Source organism: Alteriqipengyuania lutimaris (assembly GCF_003363135.1).
Lineage (GTDB): Bacteria > Pseudomonadota > Alphaproteobacteria > Sphingomonadales > Sphingomonadaceae > Alteriqipengyuania > Alteriqipengyuania lutimaris.
On record NZ_QRBB01000001.1, the window covers coordinates 2,118,990 to 2,134,188 of the forward strand.

The window sequence follows — 15,199 nt, forward strand, 5'->3', positions numbered from 1 at the left end:
GGGTCTATGCGCGGCATCATCCGGTGTCGAGATTGCCGTTACGTCAACTCGAACACATGCTCGATATCATAGATCCGCGCGGCCGTACCGGCGAAGAGCGCGCGCTTCTCCGCCTCCGAGGAACCCGAAGCGAGGCGTTTCAAGGCGTTCCACAGCGTCGCGTAGCTGCCCGCCCACTTGTCGACCGGGTAATTGCTTTCGAACATCGCACGGTCCGGGCTGAAGGCCTCGATGCAGGTTTCCACATAGGGCCGCCACATCTCGGCTAGGTCATGCGAGGATACGCTTTCGGTCGGCCCCTTGGGCGGCATGCCGCAGAAGGACATGGCCAGTCCGCCGAGCTTGACGACCACGTTCTCGCACGCGGCCAGATCGCGGATCGAGGCCCGCCAGCGCTCGAAATACTCGTCCAGCCTGCCCGCATAGCAGGCGGTGCCCAGCGGCGTGCCGCAATGGTCGAGGACGATGGGCTGGTCGGGAAAGGCCCGCGCGAGGTCGATCACGTCGCCCAGCTGCGGCTCGAGCACCCAGGCGTCGAAGCTCAGCCCGCGCTTGCCAAGCTCGGCGAAGCCTTCGCGGAAGGTCGCGTCCCGGTAGAGTCCTTCGGGATGATGGAAGGCGGGGCCGAGCACCTGCGGGTCCGCATCCCACGCGCCCGCATGGCGGATGCCCTTGAAGCGCGCGCCGCCCGCCTGCGCCAGCGCATCGAGCACCGCGCCCGCTTCCGCGCCCAGCCGCAGGTCTGCATGGCCGACGATCCCGGCGCAGGGGCGCACTTCGCCATAGAGGCCGCTCGCTCCCTGCGCGGCGACCCCGCGCGCGAACTCGACCTCGCCAACCACCTTCATCGCCTCGCCGCGCGCGGCATCGTAAAATGCGCCGCATTCCATGAAGACGGTGCCCACGATCCGATGCCCGCTGCCCGTGTCCGCCAGGAACTGGTCGAAGGTATAGTGCGCGGAGCGCGCGACGGTTTCGATGAAGGGATGCCGCGGTTCGGGGAAGACCGCGATCAGGGGCCGCAGGTCCCACAGGTGGTGGTGCGGGTCGATGATCGGCAGGTCGGGGTCGAGTATGTCTTCGCGCGCGCTCATGGAGTCTCCACATCATTCGTCACACAGCGACCGGAAGGCAGTCCCTTCGGCTTGCGTGACCGGGCCGAGCGAAGTGCTGCCGCCATCTGCAAGTTGACAAAGCACATACGCTGACCGCTCCCGTCGATGCGAACCTGCCGCATCGGGTGCTTGTAGGAAAGGCCTTCAGGCGAGCAGCGCGAGCGCCTCGCCGGCGGAGTCGACGCGCGGCCAGTCCTCGGGTGGCTGGCGGCGGAACCAGGTATATTGCCGCTTGGCGTAGTTGCGCGTCGCCTGTCGGCCCTTCGCAATGGCTTCCTCGCGCGACCATTCGCCGCGCAGCCACCCCGCGATCTCGCGCACGCCGATCGCGCGCATGACGGGCAGGTCGGGGTCGAGATCGCGCGCGAGCAGCGCCTCGACTTCGGTCACCGCGCCTTCGTCCATCATCGCCTCGAACCGCGTATCGCAGCGGGCGTAGAGCCAGTCGCGATCGGGCAGCAGGATCAGCGGCGACAGCGCGACCGCATCGCCGATCCCGCCCTCCTTGCGCCGCTGCCATGCGCCCAGCGTCAGGCCGGTCGCGCGGACCACCTCCAGCGCTCGTGCGACGCGCTGCCTGTCTGCCGGATCGAGCCGCGCATGGCTTACAGGGTCCTGCCGCGCCAGTTCGGCATAGGCGTCGGCGGCCGGCATTGCGCGCACCGCCTCGCGAATATCCGCGGGGATCGTGGGGATCGGCGCGATCCCTTCGAGCAGCGTGCGGATGTAGAGCCCCGTGCCGCCGACGAGGATCGGCACCCCGCCTTGCGCGTGGACATCGGCAATCTCGCGCTTCGCCGCCTCCGCCCAATCGGCGGCCGAGCACGGCTGCGCGCCGTCCCATGCACCGTAGAGCCGATGCTCGGCCCGCGCCGCCTCCTCGGGCGAGGGGCGCGCGCTGAGCACCTGCAGGTCGGCATAGACCTGCGCGCTGTCGGCATTGATGACGACGCCCCGGCGACCGTCGGCTGCCAGTTCCTCCGCGCATTGCAGCGCCAGCGTGCTCTTGCCGCTGGCGGTCGGCCCTGCGATGAGCGCGAGCGGTTTTCGCAATGTTTCGGAGGATTCTTCAGTGCTCATCGCCCGCGTCCTATCAGAGCCTGTGCCGCCCGAGGCAAGCCTTCGCGACCTCGAAGCCGCGCTTGGCGAGGCGGGACAGCCGCTCGCCGGCGCCTCGATGCTCGATCATTGCGGGGAGGTGCTGGAGATCGCCATCCCGAGCGGGACGCGCGAGGTGGTCGCGCCGCTGGTCGAGAAGCATCTCGCACCCTCGGCCGCGCTGTTCGCGAGGGATGTGATCGAGATACCGCGCCTGCTGGTCAGCGACATGGATTCGACCATGATCGGGCAGGAATGCATCGACGAACTGGCCGACTTCGCGGGAGTGAAGGAACAGGTGGCCGGAATTACCGAGCGCGCGATGCGCGGCGAACTCGACTTTGCGGGCGCGCTGAAGGAGCGGGTCGGCCTGCTCGAAGGGCTGGAGGAAAGCGCGATCGAGCAGTGCCTGGCAGAGCGGATCGTGCCGACGCCCGGCGCCGCAACGCTGATCGCGACCTTGTCGGCACATGGTGCGCGCACGGTGCTGGTGACGGGCGGGTTCCATCGCTTCGCCGATCCGGTTGCGGAACGGCTCGGCTTCGATCGGGTGGTCGGCAATCGCCTGCTGGTCGAAGATGGGAAGCTGACCGGCACGGTGCAGGAGCCGATCTGCGACAGCGCGACCAAGAAACGTACCTTGCGTGAGGAGGCGGAGACGCTGGGCGAGGGCGCGCGCACGCTTGCGCTGGGAGACGGGGCGAACGACACGCCCATGCTGGTGGCCGCCGATTACGGCATCGCCTACCGCGCGAAGCCGAAAACGCGCGCCGCCGCGAATGGCTGGATCGATGGCGAGGATCTGACGGCCATGCTGCTGCTGCTGGGCATCGACCGGGAGCGGTGGGTGCGGCGCTAGGGCCTTTCCCCGGGCCGGCATGCGAAGGAAAACGCGCAAACCCTCTTGGAACCATCGCGTCGATGCTCTATTGACAACAATGTCAGTAAAGAGGTTCGCATGACCCAAGCCAGCACCTTCACGCCTGATTCCGCGCCCGAACGCGCGCCCGACGGCACGCCGCTGCGCGATCCCGCGCGCCCCGTGCCCAAATATCGGCCGCTGACCGCGATCCATCATTTTCGCGAGCTGCTGAAGGACAAGGAGGATACCTCCCATGTCTTCCGCATCTTCGAGGCGCTGCCGCACAAGAGCTTCATGCCGCGCGTGCGCAATCTCGTCCTGAGCGAGCACGGCGAGCGGTTGCGCGCACAGGAGCCGTACCTCCCGCCGATTCTCGACGATCACGAAACATTGCGCAAGCTGCCCAAGGGCACGGTCGCGCACGCCTATTGCGACTTCATGGAGACCGAAGGGCTTTCGGCCGCGGGGCTGGTGGCCGAGGCGGACAAGCTCGGGCGCAAGAAGTTCGACGACCTCACCGCCTGGTTCGCCTATCGCAGCCGCGACACGCATGACCTGATGCATGTGCTGACCGGATACGGCCGCGATGCGCTGGGCGAGCAATGCGTGCTCCTGTTCACCTACGGCCAGCAGCCGAGCCATGGCCACCTGCTGATCGGCTATGCCGGCGCGCTCAATATCCGCAACAGCGTGAAGGGCAGCAAGGCGCCCGTGTTCAGGGCCGCCCGGCAGGCGCAGAAGACGGGCACCGCGTGCCCCGCGCTGGTCGGCATGTCGATCAGGGAGCTGCTGGCGACCGATCTGGAAGAGGCGCGGGCGCGGCTCTCGATTCCCGAACCGCACTGGTATCGCGAATGTCATCGCGTCTGGAAGGAAGAGGGTATCGATCCCTACGACCTGCTCGGCAGCGAGCCCCAGGGCACGCCCGCCGCGGCCTGATGTTCAGAGCCAGCTGGCGATCTGCGTCAGCGGCTTCTTGCGCAGCGCGTGCTCGGGCACGGTCGCGTCGGCTGCGGGGTGCCCGGCCACCACGATCATCAGCGGTTTCTCCCACTCGGGCCGCCCGCAGATCTGGCGCAGGAATCCCATGGGCGAGGGCGTGTGGGTCAGCGTCGCCAGCCCCGCCTCGTGCAACGTCGAAATCATCATCCCGCAGGCGATCCCGACGCTTTCGTTGACGTAGTAGTTCTGCGTGGTGCCGTCCTCGTCGATCCCGCCCTTGCGCTGCGCGAAGCAGACGATCAGCCAGGGTGCGATCTCGAGGAAGGGCTTGTGCGCGTCGGTACCGATGGGCGTCAGCGCGTCGAGCCATTCCTCGCTCGCTTTCGGCCTGTCGCCGTCTTCGCCGTAGAAACGGCGCTCCTCCGCTTCCGCCGCTTCGCGGATCGCGCGCTTTTTCTCCGTCGAGCTGACCACCGCGAAATGCCATGGCTGGTGGTTCGCGCCGTTGGGCGCGGTGCCCGCCGCGAGGATCGCGTTCTCGATCACCTCGCGCGGGACGGGCGTATCGGTGAAGCTGCGGCAGGAGTGGCGGGTCTTGAGCCGCTCATAGGCCGCCCGCGCCCGCGCGACCCGCTCCCCATCCGAAAGCTCGGGCAGCGGCGGGAAGGGGTGATGGCTTTCGCTCAACGATGATCCTTGGGGATGACGAACTTGAGGCCGGCCCAGGTCTCGTCCACCGCGCAGGTCTTCGTATCGACGAGGCCTGCGACGAGCCCGGCCGCGCGCACGTCGCCCTCGTCGATCGGGCGCGTGGTTTCCGACGCCTTCTCCGGCCAGCTGACCCAGACGTGCCCGTCCTTCGCCATGGTGCGGCGGAAAGTTGCGAGCCGGTCCTCCAGCCCTGTCAGGTCGCGCACGAAGATGTGCAGCGCATCGGCGCCCTCGTCGGGATCGGCGACGAAAATCAGGTCGAGCGCATATTCGCCGATCTCGTCCTGCACGCTTTCGGGCATGTCCTCGAACCAGACCCGCTGGCCGTCCCTGAGGTTGAGCTTTTTGGCGAGCGGGTTTTCGGAATGGCCCGCGCTCACCTTACCCCTCCATCCAGTCCTGGAAGAACGCCTCATTGGCGGCACGCAGGTCGTCGATCTTCACGCCCAGCAGGCTGTCGCCGCGCACCGTGCCGAGACGGGTGAAGCCGACCAGCGCCGCGGCTTCGCTCTCCGGGCCCTCGGCGACGATTGCGTTGAACGCCTCGATCTTGTCCGGGCTGACAGTGACGACGTAGCGGCCTTGGTCCTCGCCGAACCACCATTGTGCGGCGGTGTAGGCCTCGTTGGCGGTCACTTCGGCCCCGATCCCGCCCGCCAGCGCCATTTCGGCGAGCGTCACGGCAAGCCCGCCGTCGGAGCAATCGTGCACCGCGCTCAGCAGGCCCTCGTCGATCAGCTTGAGCACGATTTGCCCAGCGCCACGTTCGGCAAGCAGGTCGACCGGCGGTGCGCGGCCTTCGTCGCGGCCATGCACTTCCTTGAGCCACAGCGACTTGCCGAGATGCGAGCGGACCGGGTCGGGCTTGGCCCAGAATTCGGGCGCGATCAGGTAGATCGTATCGCCTTCGCTCTTGAAACCGATGCTGGCGAGCTTGTCGTAATCCGCGATCAATCCCACCCCGCCGATGGCCGGGGTGGGGAGGATGGCGGAGCCGCCGCCCGTCGCCTTGCTTTCGTTATAAAGGCTCACATTCCCGCTCACGACGGGAAAATCGAGCGTGCGGCAGGCCTCGCCCATGCCGTCCAGTGCATGGACGATCTGCGCCATGATCTCGGGTCGCTGGGGGTTGGCGAAGTTGAGGCAGTTGGTGATCGCGAGCGGCTTCGCGCCGACCGCGCACAGGTTGCGAAAAGCTTCGGCCACCGCCTGCTTGCCGCCTTCGTAGGGGTCGGCATGGACGTAGCGCGGCGTGCAATCGGTGCTGATCGCCAGCGCCTTCTTCGTCCCATGCACGCGCACCACGCCGGCATCGCCGCCGGTCTGGAGCGTGTCGGCCCCGACCTGGCTGTCATATTGCTGCGAAATCCAGCGGCGCGAGGCGAGGGCGGGGCTGCCCATCAGCGTGAGCAGGTCCGCGCCCACATCCGCGCTGTCGGGCACGTTGGTCATGGGCGCGATCTTCGCCCATTGCGTGTATTCCTCGCGGCTCAGGTAGGGCCGGTCGTAGAGCGGCGCATCGTCGGCCAGCGGGCCGAGCGGGATGTCGCACACCGTCTCGCCCTCGAAGTCGAGCACCATGCGGCCCCCAGACGGGCCGGCTTCGGTCACTTCGCCGATCACCGCGAAGTCCAGCTCCCACTTTTCGAAGATGGCGCGGGCCATCTCTTCCTTGCCGGGCTTTAAGACCATGAGCATCCGCTCCTGGCTCTCGCTCAACATCATTTCGTAGGGGGTCATCCCCTCTTCGCGCTGGGGCACGTCGTCCATCTTGAGGCGAATGCCGACGCCGCCGTTCGACGCCATCTCGACGCTGGAGCTGGTCAGCCCCGCCGCGCCCATATCCTGAATCGCGACGATCGCGTCGGTCGCCATCAGTTCGAGGCACGCCTCGATCAGCAGCTTTTCGGTGAAGGGGTCGCCGACCTGCACCGTGGGCCGCTTGGCCTCGGCGTCTTCCTCGAAATCCGCGCTCGCCATGGTCGCGCCGTGGATGCCGTCGCGCCCGGTCTTGGAGCCGACATAGACGATGGGGTTTCCGACGCCCGTTGCAGCGGAATAGAAGATCTTGTCCGCGTCCGCGACGCCCACGGTCATCGCGTTGACGAGGATATTGCCGTCATAGGCCGGGTCGAAATTGGTCTCGCCCGCGATCGTAGGCACGCCCACGCAATTGCCGTAGCCGCCGATCCCCGCAACCACGCCCTGCACGAGGTGCTTCATCTTGGGATGATCGGGCCGCCCGAAGCGCAGCGCGTTGGCATTCGCCACCGGACGCGCGCCCATGGTGAAGACGTCGCGCAGGATGCCGCCCACGCCGGTCGCCGCGCCCTGATAGGGTTCGATGTACGACGGGTGGTTGTGCGACTCCATCTTGAAGATCGCGGCCTGACCATCGCCGATGTCGATCACGCCCGCATTCTCGCCCGGGCCGCAGATCACCCACTCCGCTTCCGTAGGCAGCTTCTTGAGGTGCAGGCGCGAGCTCTTGTACGAGCAATGCTCGCTCCACATGACCGAGAAGATGCCGAGTTCGAGCAGGTTGGGCTCGCGGCCGAGAGCGTTCAGGACGCGCTCGTATTCCTCGGGGCTCAGGCCGTGCTGTTCGACGACTTCTGGGGTGATCGCGTGCGTGTTCGTTGCCATGCGGGGCCGCTTAAACCGCTCCGCGTTTGAGCGCCAGTCCCCCGTCCTGTGGTTTCACACGCCTCTTCTGACCCAGCCACGATGCGGCAAGCGTGAGCAGGCCGAACGCGAAGAACGCGGTGTAGGACAATCCGGCTGTTACCGCCTCGGGTTCGGGCCCGAACCAGTTGATCGCCTGCAGGGCCAGCAGCAGGACCGCAAGGACCAGGGCGGGCAGGACATAGCCGCGCGTGCGCGTGATGAAGAATGCCATCGCGCCGAAGGTCAGCGCCAGTTCGAGCGGCATTTCGACCAGCGGGACATTCCACAGGCCCAGGCCGAATTTCGGCGGATCGCCGGCGAGCGTCAGGTCGGGGCGGTGCACCAGTAGATCGAGCACCCAGTGCGACAGGACCACCGCGCCCGCGAGCAGACTGACCACCCTGTCCTTCGTCACGAGAAGCACGAACAGGGCGAAAGCGAGCGCGAAGCCTGCGCTGCCCAGCAGGCTGTGCGTATAGGGCATCTGGTGAAGGTCCATCGGGTTCATCGCGGTGATCCCGGGTACGATCCGCATGTCCTCCACCCCGATCAGGACGAAGACGAAGAACGCCCAGTCGACCAGCTGTGCGGCGAGGAAATAGAGGCCGAGGCGTGGCCTGGCCGGTGAAACCGCGGCCGCGATGAAGGCGGGCGCAAAATGGCCGATAAACATGTGCGTTCCTTCCCCAGCGCCGCATCGCTCTGCTTGACCCGCCCGAATGCGCGCGTCAATGCTCGCCCGCGATGCAAGAGGGTACTCCCGATATCTCGGAAATGAGCTTCGAAGAAGCGCTCAAGGCGCTCCAGCAGGTCGTGCGTCAGCTGGAGGACGGTGACGTGCCGCTCGACCAGTCGATCACGCTGTACGAGCGGGGCGAAAAGCTGAGGCAGCATTGCCAGGCGCGCCTCGATGCCGCGCAGGCCCGGATCGAGGCGATCGTCCTCGATGCGAAGGGCCAGCCGTCGGGCACCAAGAGCTTCGACGGGCCGGAATGACGGCCCGGCGCGACATGATGGCCCGGTGCGGCATGATGGTTCGGCGCGACAGGGGCGCCTGAGATGCACTTCGTGGAAACCGACGACGCGCGGCTGCGCATGGCGCTCGCTTCGATCCGCACCGATATCGACGATGCGTTCGAGCAGCTTCTTCCCATGCCCGACGATACGCGCGCGCCGCTGGTCGAGGCGATGCGCCACGCCGCGATCGGCGGGGGCAAGCGGGTCCGCCCGCTGCTGCTGGTCGCCACCGCCACGATGCTGGGCGTTTCGCGCGAGGCCGCGGTGCTGGCGGGCGCGGCGGTCGAATCGATCCACGTCTATTCGCTGATCCACGACGATCTGCCGTGCATGGACGATGACGACATGCGCCGCGGCAAGCCGACGGTGCACAAGGCTTATGACGAGGCGACGGCGGTGCTGGCGGGCGACGCGCTCCATGCGCTGGCGTTCGAAATCCTGACCTTCGAGGGCGTGTCGACCGATCCCTTCATTCAGGCCGAGTTGACCCGCTGCCTCGCGCTGGCGAGCGGGATGGGCGGCATGGCGGGCGGGCAGGCGATGGACATGGCCGCGGAGAGCGCGACCTACGACCTGCACACGATCACGCGGCTGCAACAGCTCAAGACCGGCGCTCTGCTCACCGCGAGCGTGGAGATGGGCGCGATCCTCGCGCGGGTGCCGCCCGATGCGCGGTCGCACCTGATCAACTATGCGCGCGACATCGGCCTCGCCTTCCAGATCGCGGACGACCTGCTCGACCACGAAGGCGACGAGGACAAGGCGGGCAAGGCGCTGCGCAAGGACGATAGCCAAGGCAAGCAGACCTTCGTCTCGCTGATGGGGGCCGAGGCCGCGCGCAGCCAAGCCGAGGCACTGGTCGAGCAGGCCTGCGGCCACCTCGCGCAATATGGCGAAAAAGCCGGCATCCTGTGCGACCTTGCGCGCTATATTGTGGAGAGGGACCGGTGAGTGCCAGTAAGAATCCGGAACGCGTAGGCATCTACCCCGGCACGTTCGATCCGATCACGCGCGGCCATGCGGACATCATCCGCCGCGCCGCGCGTCTGGTCGACCGGCTGATCATCGGAGTCACCACCAACCCGTCGAAGAACCCCATGTTCTCGACCGAGGAGCGCTTTGCGATGGTGGAGCGCGAGGTTGCGGGGATGGGGATCGACAATGTCGACGTCGTCGGATTCAACGCGCTGCTGGTCAAATTCGCGCAGAAGCAGAAAGCAACCGTCATCATTCGCGGCCTGCGCGCGGTCGCGGACTTCGAATACGAATACCAGATGGCGGGCATGAACCAGCAGCTCGACGACGATATCGAGACCGTGTTTCTGATGGCGGACGTGTCGCTGCAGCCGATCGCGTCGAAGCTGGTCAAGGAAATCGCGCTTTACGGCGGAGACATCGGGTGCTTCGTCAGCCCCGAGGTTCGCGACGATGTGGTTGCGCGGGTCGCGAAGATCGGCCCCAAGGGCGATTACTAGACGCGTCGCCCGCCGCCCATTCGTTCATTGCGCCGACAGCGCGGGCTTTGTATCGCCAGCCCATTCCGGATTTTCGTTTCCTGTGAGAAATATGTTCAAGACCCTCCTTTCCGCTGCCGTGCTCGCCGCGATGGCCGCCACGCCCGCCTTCGCGCAGGATGTTGAAGAGACCCTCGAAGAGGCGGCGACGCCTGCGCCGCGCGCTGCAGCGACCTACGCCCAGATCGATTACAGCCTGCAGGCGGACCGCGAGAACATCCTGCTGCTCGACCTGTCGACCGGCCGCCGCGTCGCGATCCGCCTGATGCCCGACTGGGCGCCCAACCATGTGGAGCGGATCAAGACGCTGACGCGCCAGGGCTTCTACGACGGCGTGGTGTTCCACCGCGTGATCGATGGCTTCATGGCACAGACGGGCGATCCGACCGGCACCGGGCAGGGCGGGTCCGAGCTTCCCGACCTCGAGGAAGAGTTCAACCCGATGCCGCATGTGCGCGGCACGGTCTCGATGGCGCGCGCGCGGACCGAAGACAGTGCGAACAGCCAGTTCTTCATCGTGTTCTATCCGCGCTTCAGCCTCGACCGGACCTACACCAATTTCGGCCGCGTGATCTCCGGCATGGATGCGGTCGACGGGATCGCGCGCGGCGAGCCGCCCGGCAACCCGACGCGGATCGTGCAGGCGTCGCTCGCTTCGGACAATGCCCAGCCGCCGAGCCCTGCCGAGCTCGCACAGCCGCAGACCGGCGCACGCGAGATCACCGCCGACGACCTCAACGCGCCGCTCGAAGACTGATCTCGCCTTCGCGCCTCCGGCGATGTAGCGCACCGGCATGAAGGTCGATCTGTTCGATTTCGAGCTCCCGCCGGAGCGCATCGCGCTGCGCCCAGTTTCGCCTCGCGATTCCGCGAAAATGCTGGTGGTCGGTGGCGATGCGCCTTTCGACGACCGCCAGGTTTGCGATCTTCCCGACGTCCTGCGCGCGGGCGACGTCCTCGTCTTCAACGACACGCGCGTGATCCCCGCCCAGCTCGAGGGCGAGCGTATTCGCGAAGGCGCTAGCGGCGCCGCCATCGGCGCGACGCTGCACAAGCGGATCGATGCGCGGCGCTGGCAGGCCTTCGTCCGCAACGCCAAGCGGCTGCGCGCGGGCGAGCGGATCGCCTTCCCCGATGGTGTCGCCGCGATTGCCGAGGCACGCGCCGAGGATGGCAGCTGGACGCTGGCCTTCGAAGGCGACGAACCGGTCGAAGTGCTGCTCGAGCGGGCAGGGGCCATGCCGCTGCCCCCCTACATCGCCCAGAGGCGCGCGGCGGACGAGCGCGATGCGCAGGATTACCAGACGCTGTTCGCGCAGAAGGCGGGCGCGGTCGCCGCGCCGACCGCCGCACTGCACTTCACGCCCGATCTGATGGCGCGGCTCGAGGCTGCCGGAATCGCCACCGAAACGCTGACTCTCCATGTCGGTGCGGGCACCTTCCTGCCGGTAAAGGCGCAGGATACGGCGGATCACCGGATGCATGCCGAATGGGGCTCGATCACGCCGGAGGTTGCGGACAGGCTGAATACGGCGCGCGCCGAAGGCCGCCGGGTGATCGCGGTCGGCACCACCAGCCTGCGCCTGCTCGAAAGCGCGGCGGACGAGACCGGCACGATCCGGCCTTTCGCCGACGACACCGCCATCTTCATCACTCCGGGATACCGGTTTCGCGCCATCGACGGGCTGATGACCAATTTCCACCTCCCCAAGTCGACGCTGTTCATGCTGGTGAGCGCGCTGATGGGGCGCGAGCGCATGCTGGACGTCTACGCCCACGCGATCGACAACGAATACCGCTTCTATTCCTACGGCGATTCGTCGCTGCTGCTGCCTCGGTCATGACCGGGCGATAGCTGCCGATCCATCGCCGCGCACAAGATCCGGGCGAACGGCGATGGAGCTTCTGCAACGCCGGGAAATCGGGAACAGGCGAATAGTCGTCCATTCTCCGCCCGGCTCCCTTGCAATAAAGATCGATCGCGCCAAATAGCGCGCCATGTCCGAACCGATCCTAGAGCTCTCCGGCCTGACCAAGGTCTACCCCGGGGGCCTCAAGGCTCTCGACGATGTCGATCTGACGATTCGCAAGGGCGAGATTTTCGCGCTCCTCGGCCCCAACGGAGCGGGCAAGACCACGCTGATCGGCGCGGTGTGCGGCCTCGTGCGGCCGACCAGCGGGACCATGCGCGCCTTCGGGCAGGACCTCGCGACCGACTGGCGCCGGGCGCGCGCCCGGATCGGCCTCGTCCCGCAGGAACTCAGCACCGACATGTTCGAGCCGGTGCAGCGTGCCGTCGCCTATTCGCGCGGGCTCTTCGGCCTGCCGCCCGACTCTGCGCGGGTCGAGGAAATCCTGCGCTCGCTCAGCCTGTGGGACAAGCGCGACAGCCGCATCATGCAGCTTTCGGGCGGGATGAAGCGCCGGGTGCTGATCGCCAAGGCGCTGGCGCACGAACCCGACCTGCTGTTCCTCGACGAACCGACCGCGGGCGTCGATGTCGAACTGCGCAATTCGATGTGGCAGCAGATCGCAGCGCTGCGCGAACGCGGCGTCACCGTCATCCTGACCACGCATTACATCGACGAGGCCGAGGAGATGGCCGACCGCGTCGGCATCATCCGCAAGGGCCGTATCCTGATGGTGGACGAGAAGGAGGCGATGATGGCGCGGCTCGGCCGCACCGAAGCCTACGTCACGCTCGCGCGGCCGCTCGACACCCTGCCGCCCGCCATTGCGCGCTTCCCGGTCGAACTGGAGGACGGCGGGCGCTCGATTTGCTATCGCGGCGGCGACGGTACGGGCAAGGGCCGCGAAGAGGTGGCGCAGCTGACCAAGGCGCTGATCGGCGAAGGCATCGACTATGTCGGCATTGACGTGCGCGAAAGCAGCCTCGAGGAGATTTTCGTCTCGCTGCTGGGCGAGGAAGAGGAGCAGCCGGCATGACCTTCAACGCACGCTCCGCCTGGTCGATCTATCACCGCGAGCTGTGGCGCTTCCTGCGCACCGCCTTCCAGTCGGTGCTCGCCCCGGTGCTCACCACCTCGCTCTATTTCATCGTCTTCGGCGCTGCCATCGGCGGGCAGATGCCCGACCTCGGCGGGGTCGATTACGGCGCCTTCATCATTCCCGGCCTGCTGATGCTGACCCTGCTGGGCGAGACGACCAGCAATTCGAGCTTCGGCATCTACATGCCGCGCTTCACGGGCACGATCTACGAATTGCTCTCCGCCCCCGTCGGCGTAGCCGAAACGCTGGCCGGCTTCGTGGGCGCGGCGGCGACCAAGAGCCTGATCCTCGCCGCGATCATCCTGCTGACGGCGCGGCTTTTTGTGCCTTACGAGATCGCGCACCCGATCCTGGCCGTGGGGTTCATCATCCTCGTCGCGTCGAGCTTTTCGCTGTTCGGCTTCATCCTGGGGATATGGGCGGACAGTTTCGAGAAACTGGGCATCATCCCGCTGCTGTTCCTGACCCCGCTGACCTTCCTCGGCGGCACGTTCTACTCGATCGACATGCTGCCGAGCCCGTGGGACCAGATCGCACTCGCCAACCCCATCGTCTATCTGGTCAGCGGGCTGCGCTGGACGTTCTACGGTTCGGCGGATGTCAGCATCTGGGTCTCGCTCGGCCTGACGCTGGCGTTCCTCGTCGGCTGCGTCGCGATCATCGCCTACATCTTCAAGACTGGCTGGCGGTTGCGCGATTGAGCCGTTATTGGCGGGTCCTATGTCTCGAACCACGTTGCTCGCCGCAGTTGGCGTCTGCCTGATCGCCGCTCCGGCATACGCCGAAAGCCCGCCCGCCGCGATCCCTCCAGAAGTCGAGGCGATGATCGATGCCGCGATCGCCACCGGCGATCCGAAAAAGGTCGAGACGGTCATCGCCCTGGCCAAGCAGACGCAGCCCGACAGCGCGGACGCGATCGAGCAGATCGCGGTCGCATGGCGCGCCGAACAGAACGAGGCGAAGCGTCTTGCCGAAGCCGAGAAGGAAGAGGAGATCCGCCAGGCGGGGCTGCTCGACCTGTGGAGCGGGGAAGGGCAGATCGGCGGGTTCGTATCGACCGGCAACAGCGACGACACCGGCCTGTCGCTCGCCCTCAAGCTCAAGCGCGAGGGGATCGACTGGACCCATGCCCTGCGCGCGACCGCCGATTACCAGCGCTCGAACGGTCTCACCAGCCGCGAGCAGTATCTGGTCGCCTACGAACCCAGGTTTCAGATGGGCGAGAACCTGTTCGCCTATGGCCTCGCCCAGTTCGAACGTGACCGCTTCCAGGGGTTCGACAATCGCTATGCCGTGTCCGGCGGTATAGGTTACAAGCTGCTCGACAGCGATGACGCCAGTCTGGCGATCAAGGCCGGCCCCGCGTTTCGCGTGACCGATCGCACCGACGGCACGAGCGTCAGCCGCATTGCGGCGCTGCTGGGTGCCGATTTCGACTGGAAGATCTTCGACCGTGTCACACTGACTCAGGATGCGAATGCCGTCGCCGAAACCGGCGGTGCGGCGGTCGCCATCATCGACAGCAACAACACCACGCTGAACCTGCTGAGCGGCCTCGAATTCAAGGTCAGCGACAGGCTGCGCTCGCGCCTGTCCTACCAGCTAGAATACGACAGCAACTCCGGGCCCGACGTCGAATCGACCGACACCATCACCCGTTTCACGCTCGTCTACGGGTTCTGAGCCAACCTCAGTCGGCGATGCATACGCGGAAGGGCACGTCGTCGTTCTCGGCACTGCCGAGTTCGAGGAACAGCGCCATCACGCCCGCGAGGTTTTGCGGCGGCAACGGGGCAAGTTCGGCCAGCAGGCGGTCGGCGATGCGGCAGCGCTCCGCGTCGAAACCGCGCGCGATCGCCAGCGCCGCGGCCGGAGCGATCGCGGACTTGGCGATATTCTCGAACCGTCCGTCGACCGGCAGGCTGGTGCCCGCGAAGCGCTGCGCCGCATTGCGGGCACGCGGCCATGCACGATCGGCCTGCGGCTCGAGCTTTTGCTGGAGCGCGTCCGACCGGCTGCCGAGGAAGGCATCGCCCGGCAGCACCTTGGCACAGCGCGTTTCGAGCGCGGCAATCAGGTCCGGCAGGACATAGGCGACGACCGCCTCGTTCTCCGCCGGGGTGATGCAGGGGCGCTGCTGGGTCTGGGCGGCTGCCGACGTGCTCGCGGCGAAGAGGCACGCGGCTGCGGCGAAGGGGCGGATCATGGTCTCGTGGTCCTCGATGGGTTCGCCGTGGTGCCTGCGCCCGGTCCGGTGAGCAAAT

General features: G+C 66.8%; 17 protein-coding genes. 10 read left to right on the forward strand and 7 right to left on the reverse strand.

Annotated elements, in window-relative coordinates; genetic code table 11:
• Positions 1–38: 38 nt before the first annotated feature.
• Positions 39–1,094 (reverse strand): amidohydrolase family protein, encoded by a 1,056-nt coding sequence (locus tag DL238_RS10110; protein ID WP_115492142.1) that lies wholly within the window; start codon positions 1,092–1,094, stop codon positions 39–41.
• A 165-nt stretch (positions 1,095–1,259) separates the two neighbouring features.
• On the reverse strand, positions 1,260–2,195 hold the full coding sequence (gene miaA, locus DL238_RS10115) for a tRNA (adenosine(37)-N6)-dimethylallyltransferase MiaA (protein ID WP_115492143.1): 936 nt from the start codon (positions 2,193–2,195) through the stop codon (positions 1,260–1,262).
• On the opposite strand from miaA, the gene serB reads away from it, so the two are divergent.
• Together serB and DL238_RS10125 are read left to right on the forward strand one after the other, a co-directional pair.
• On the forward strand, positions 2,188–3,072 hold the full coding sequence (gene serB, locus DL238_RS10120) for a phosphoserine phosphatase SerB (RefSeq protein ID WP_407640845.1): 885 nt from the start codon (positions 2,188–2,190) through the stop codon (positions 3,070–3,072). The two genes, miaA and serB, sit on opposite strands and share 8 nt — an antisense overlap.
• A gap of 99 nt (positions 3,073–3,171) precedes the next feature.
• A complete protein-coding gene (locus DL238_RS10125; protein ID WP_115492145.1) occupies positions 3,172–4,014 on the forward strand; it encodes a Coq4 family protein in 843 nt (280 codons plus the stop codon).
• A 3-nt stretch (positions 4,015–4,017) separates the two neighbouring features.
• Here the strand turns inward: DL238_RS10125 and DL238_RS10130 are convergent, their stop codons facing one another.
• From DL238_RS10130 to DL238_RS10145, 4 genes are read right to left on the reverse strand one after another with little or no spacing between them, the layout of a single operon-like run.
• On the reverse strand, positions 4,018–4,704 hold the full coding sequence (locus DL238_RS10130; protein WP_115492146.1) for a nitroreductase family protein: 687 nt from the start codon (positions 4,702–4,704) through the stop codon (positions 4,018–4,020).
• Positions 4,701–5,108 carry a DUF3052 family protein gene (locus DL238_RS10135; protein WP_115492147.1) on the reverse strand — a complete coding sequence of 136 codons (408 nt, stop codon included), beginning with the start codon at positions 5,106–5,108 and terminating at the stop codon, positions 4,701–4,703. The genes DL238_RS10130 and DL238_RS10135 overlap by 4 nt, the downstream gene beginning before the upstream one ends.
• Before the next feature lies 1 nt (position 5,109).
• Positions 5,110–7,374 (reverse strand): phosphoribosylformylglycinamidine synthase subunit PurL, encoded by a 2,265-nt coding sequence (purL, locus tag DL238_RS10140; protein ID WP_115492148.1) that lies wholly within the window; start codon positions 7,372–7,374, stop codon positions 5,110–5,112.
• A 10-nt stretch (positions 7,375–7,384) separates the two neighbouring features.
• Positions 7,385–8,068, reverse strand: coding sequence for a hypothetical protein (locus DL238_RS10145; protein WP_115492149.1), 684 nt, complete (start codon positions 8,066–8,068; stop codon positions 7,385–7,387).
• Between the two features lie 71 nt (positions 8,069–8,139).
• Between DL238_RS10145 and DL238_RS10150 the strand changes: the two genes are divergently transcribed.
• The 8 genes from DL238_RS10150 to DL238_RS10185 all read left to right on the forward strand — a co-directional run bounded on the left by DL238_RS10150 (position 8,140) and on the right by DL238_RS10185 (position 14,618).
• Positions 8,140–8,391: an exodeoxyribonuclease VII small subunit gene (locus DL238_RS10150; RefSeq protein WP_115492150.1), complete on the forward strand. Its 252-nt coding sequence runs from the start codon at positions 8,140–8,142 to the stop codon at positions 8,389–8,391.
• A 63-nt stretch (positions 8,392–8,454) separates the two neighbouring features.
• The gene (locus DL238_RS10155; RefSeq protein ID WP_115492151.1) at positions 8,455–9,363 is read left to right on the forward strand and encodes a polyprenyl synthetase family protein; all 909 of its coding nucleotides are present in this window, start codon (positions 8,455–8,457) and stop codon (positions 9,361–9,363) included.
• On the forward strand, positions 9,360–9,887 hold the full coding sequence (coaD, locus tag DL238_RS10160) for a pantetheine-phosphate adenylyltransferase (RefSeq protein WP_115492152.1): 528 nt from the start codon (positions 9,360–9,362) through the stop codon (positions 9,885–9,887). The genes DL238_RS10155 and coaD overlap by 4 nt, the downstream gene beginning before the upstream one ends.
• A 91-nt stretch (positions 9,888–9,978) precedes the next feature.
• A complete protein-coding gene (locus DL238_RS10165) occupies positions 9,979–10,683 on the forward strand; it encodes a peptidylprolyl isomerase (RefSeq protein ID WP_115492153.1) in 705 nt (234 codons plus the stop codon).
• A gap of 37 nt (positions 10,684–10,720) precedes the next feature.
• The gene (gene queA / locus DL238_RS10170) at positions 10,721–11,770 is read left to right on the forward strand and encodes a tRNA preQ1(34) S-adenosylmethionine ribosyltransferase-isomerase QueA (RefSeq protein ID WP_115492154.1); all 1,050 of its coding nucleotides are present in this window, start codon (positions 10,721–10,723) and stop codon (positions 11,768–11,770) included.
• 154 nt (positions 11,771–11,924) lie between these two features.
• A complete protein-coding gene (locus DL238_RS10175; protein ID WP_115492155.1) occupies positions 11,925–12,872 on the forward strand; it encodes an ABC transporter ATP-binding protein in 948 nt (315 codons plus the stop codon).
• Positions 12,869–13,636: an ABC transporter permease gene (locus DL238_RS10180; protein ID WP_115492156.1), complete on the forward strand. Its 768-nt coding sequence runs from the start codon at positions 12,869–12,871 to the stop codon at positions 13,634–13,636. The genes DL238_RS10175 and DL238_RS10180 overlap by 4 nt, the downstream gene beginning before the upstream one ends.
• A 19-nt stretch (positions 13,637–13,655) precedes the next feature.
• Positions 13,656–14,618, forward strand: a complete 963-nt coding sequence (locus DL238_RS10185; protein WP_115492157.1) for a DUF481 domain-containing protein — start codon at positions 13,656–13,658, stop codon at positions 14,616–14,618.
• Between the two features lie 7 nt (positions 14,619–14,625).
• On the opposite strand, the gene DL238_RS10190 is transcribed toward DL238_RS10185, so the two are convergent.
• Positions 14,626–15,141 carry a hypothetical protein gene (locus DL238_RS10190; RefSeq protein WP_115492158.1) on the reverse strand — a complete coding sequence of 172 codons (516 nt, stop codon included), beginning with the start codon at positions 15,139–15,141 and terminating at the stop codon, positions 14,626–14,628.
• Between the last annotated feature and the right edge of the window lie 58 nt (positions 15,142–15,199).

What these genes read in the sequence shown, in the direction of transcription:
- DL238_RS10110 (WP_115492142.1), bottom strand. Translation starts at nt 1,094, where the DNA reads ATGAGCGCGCGCGAAGACATACTCGACCCCGACCTGCCGATCATCGAC.
- miaA (WP_115492143.1), bottom strand. Translation starts at nt 2,195, where the DNA reads ATGAGCACTGAAGAATCCTCCGAAACATTGCGAAAACCGCTCGCGCTC.
- DL238_RS10125 (WP_115492145.1), top strand. Translation starts at nt 3,172, where the DNA reads ATGACCCAAGCCAGCACCTTCACGCCTGATTCCGCGCCCGAACGCGCG.
- purL (WP_115492148.1), bottom strand. Translation starts at nt 7,374, where the DNA reads ATGGCAACGAACACGCACGCGATCACCCCAGAAGTCGTCGAACAGCAC.
- DL238_RS10145 (WP_115492149.1), bottom strand. Translation starts at nt 8,068, where the DNA reads ATGTTTATCGGCCATTTTGCGCCCGCCTTCATCGCGGCCGCGGTTTCA.
- DL238_RS10150 (WP_115492150.1), top strand. Translation starts at nt 8,140, where the DNA reads ATGCAAGAGGGTACTCCCGATATCTCGGAAATGAGCTTCGAAGAAGCG.
- DL238_RS10155 (WP_115492151.1), top strand. Translation starts at nt 8,455, where the DNA reads ATGCACTTCGTGGAAACCGACGACGCGCGGCTGCGCATGGCGCTCGCT.
- DL238_RS10165 (WP_115492153.1), top strand. Translation starts at nt 9,979, where the DNA reads ATGTTCAAGACCCTCCTTTCCGCTGCCGTGCTCGCCGCGATGGCCGCC.
- queA (WP_115492154.1), top strand. Translation starts at nt 10,721, where the DNA reads ATGAAGGTCGATCTGTTCGATTTCGAGCTCCCGCCGGAGCGCATCGCG.
- DL238_RS10175 (WP_115492155.1), top strand. Translation starts at nt 11,925, where the DNA reads ATGTCCGAACCGATCCTAGAGCTCTCCGGCCTGACCAAGGTCTACCCC.
- DL238_RS10180 (WP_115492156.1), top strand. Translation starts at nt 12,869, where the DNA reads ATGACCTTCAACGCACGCTCCGCCTGGTCGATCTATCACCGCGAGCTG.
- DL238_RS10185 (WP_115492157.1), top strand. Translation starts at nt 13,656, where the DNA reads ATGTCTCGAACCACGTTGCTCGCCGCAGTTGGCGTCTGCCTGATCGCC.
- DL238_RS10190 (WP_115492158.1), bottom strand. Translation starts at nt 15,141, where the DNA reads ATGATCCGCCCCTTCGCCGCAGCCGCGTGCCTCTTCGCCGCGAGCACG.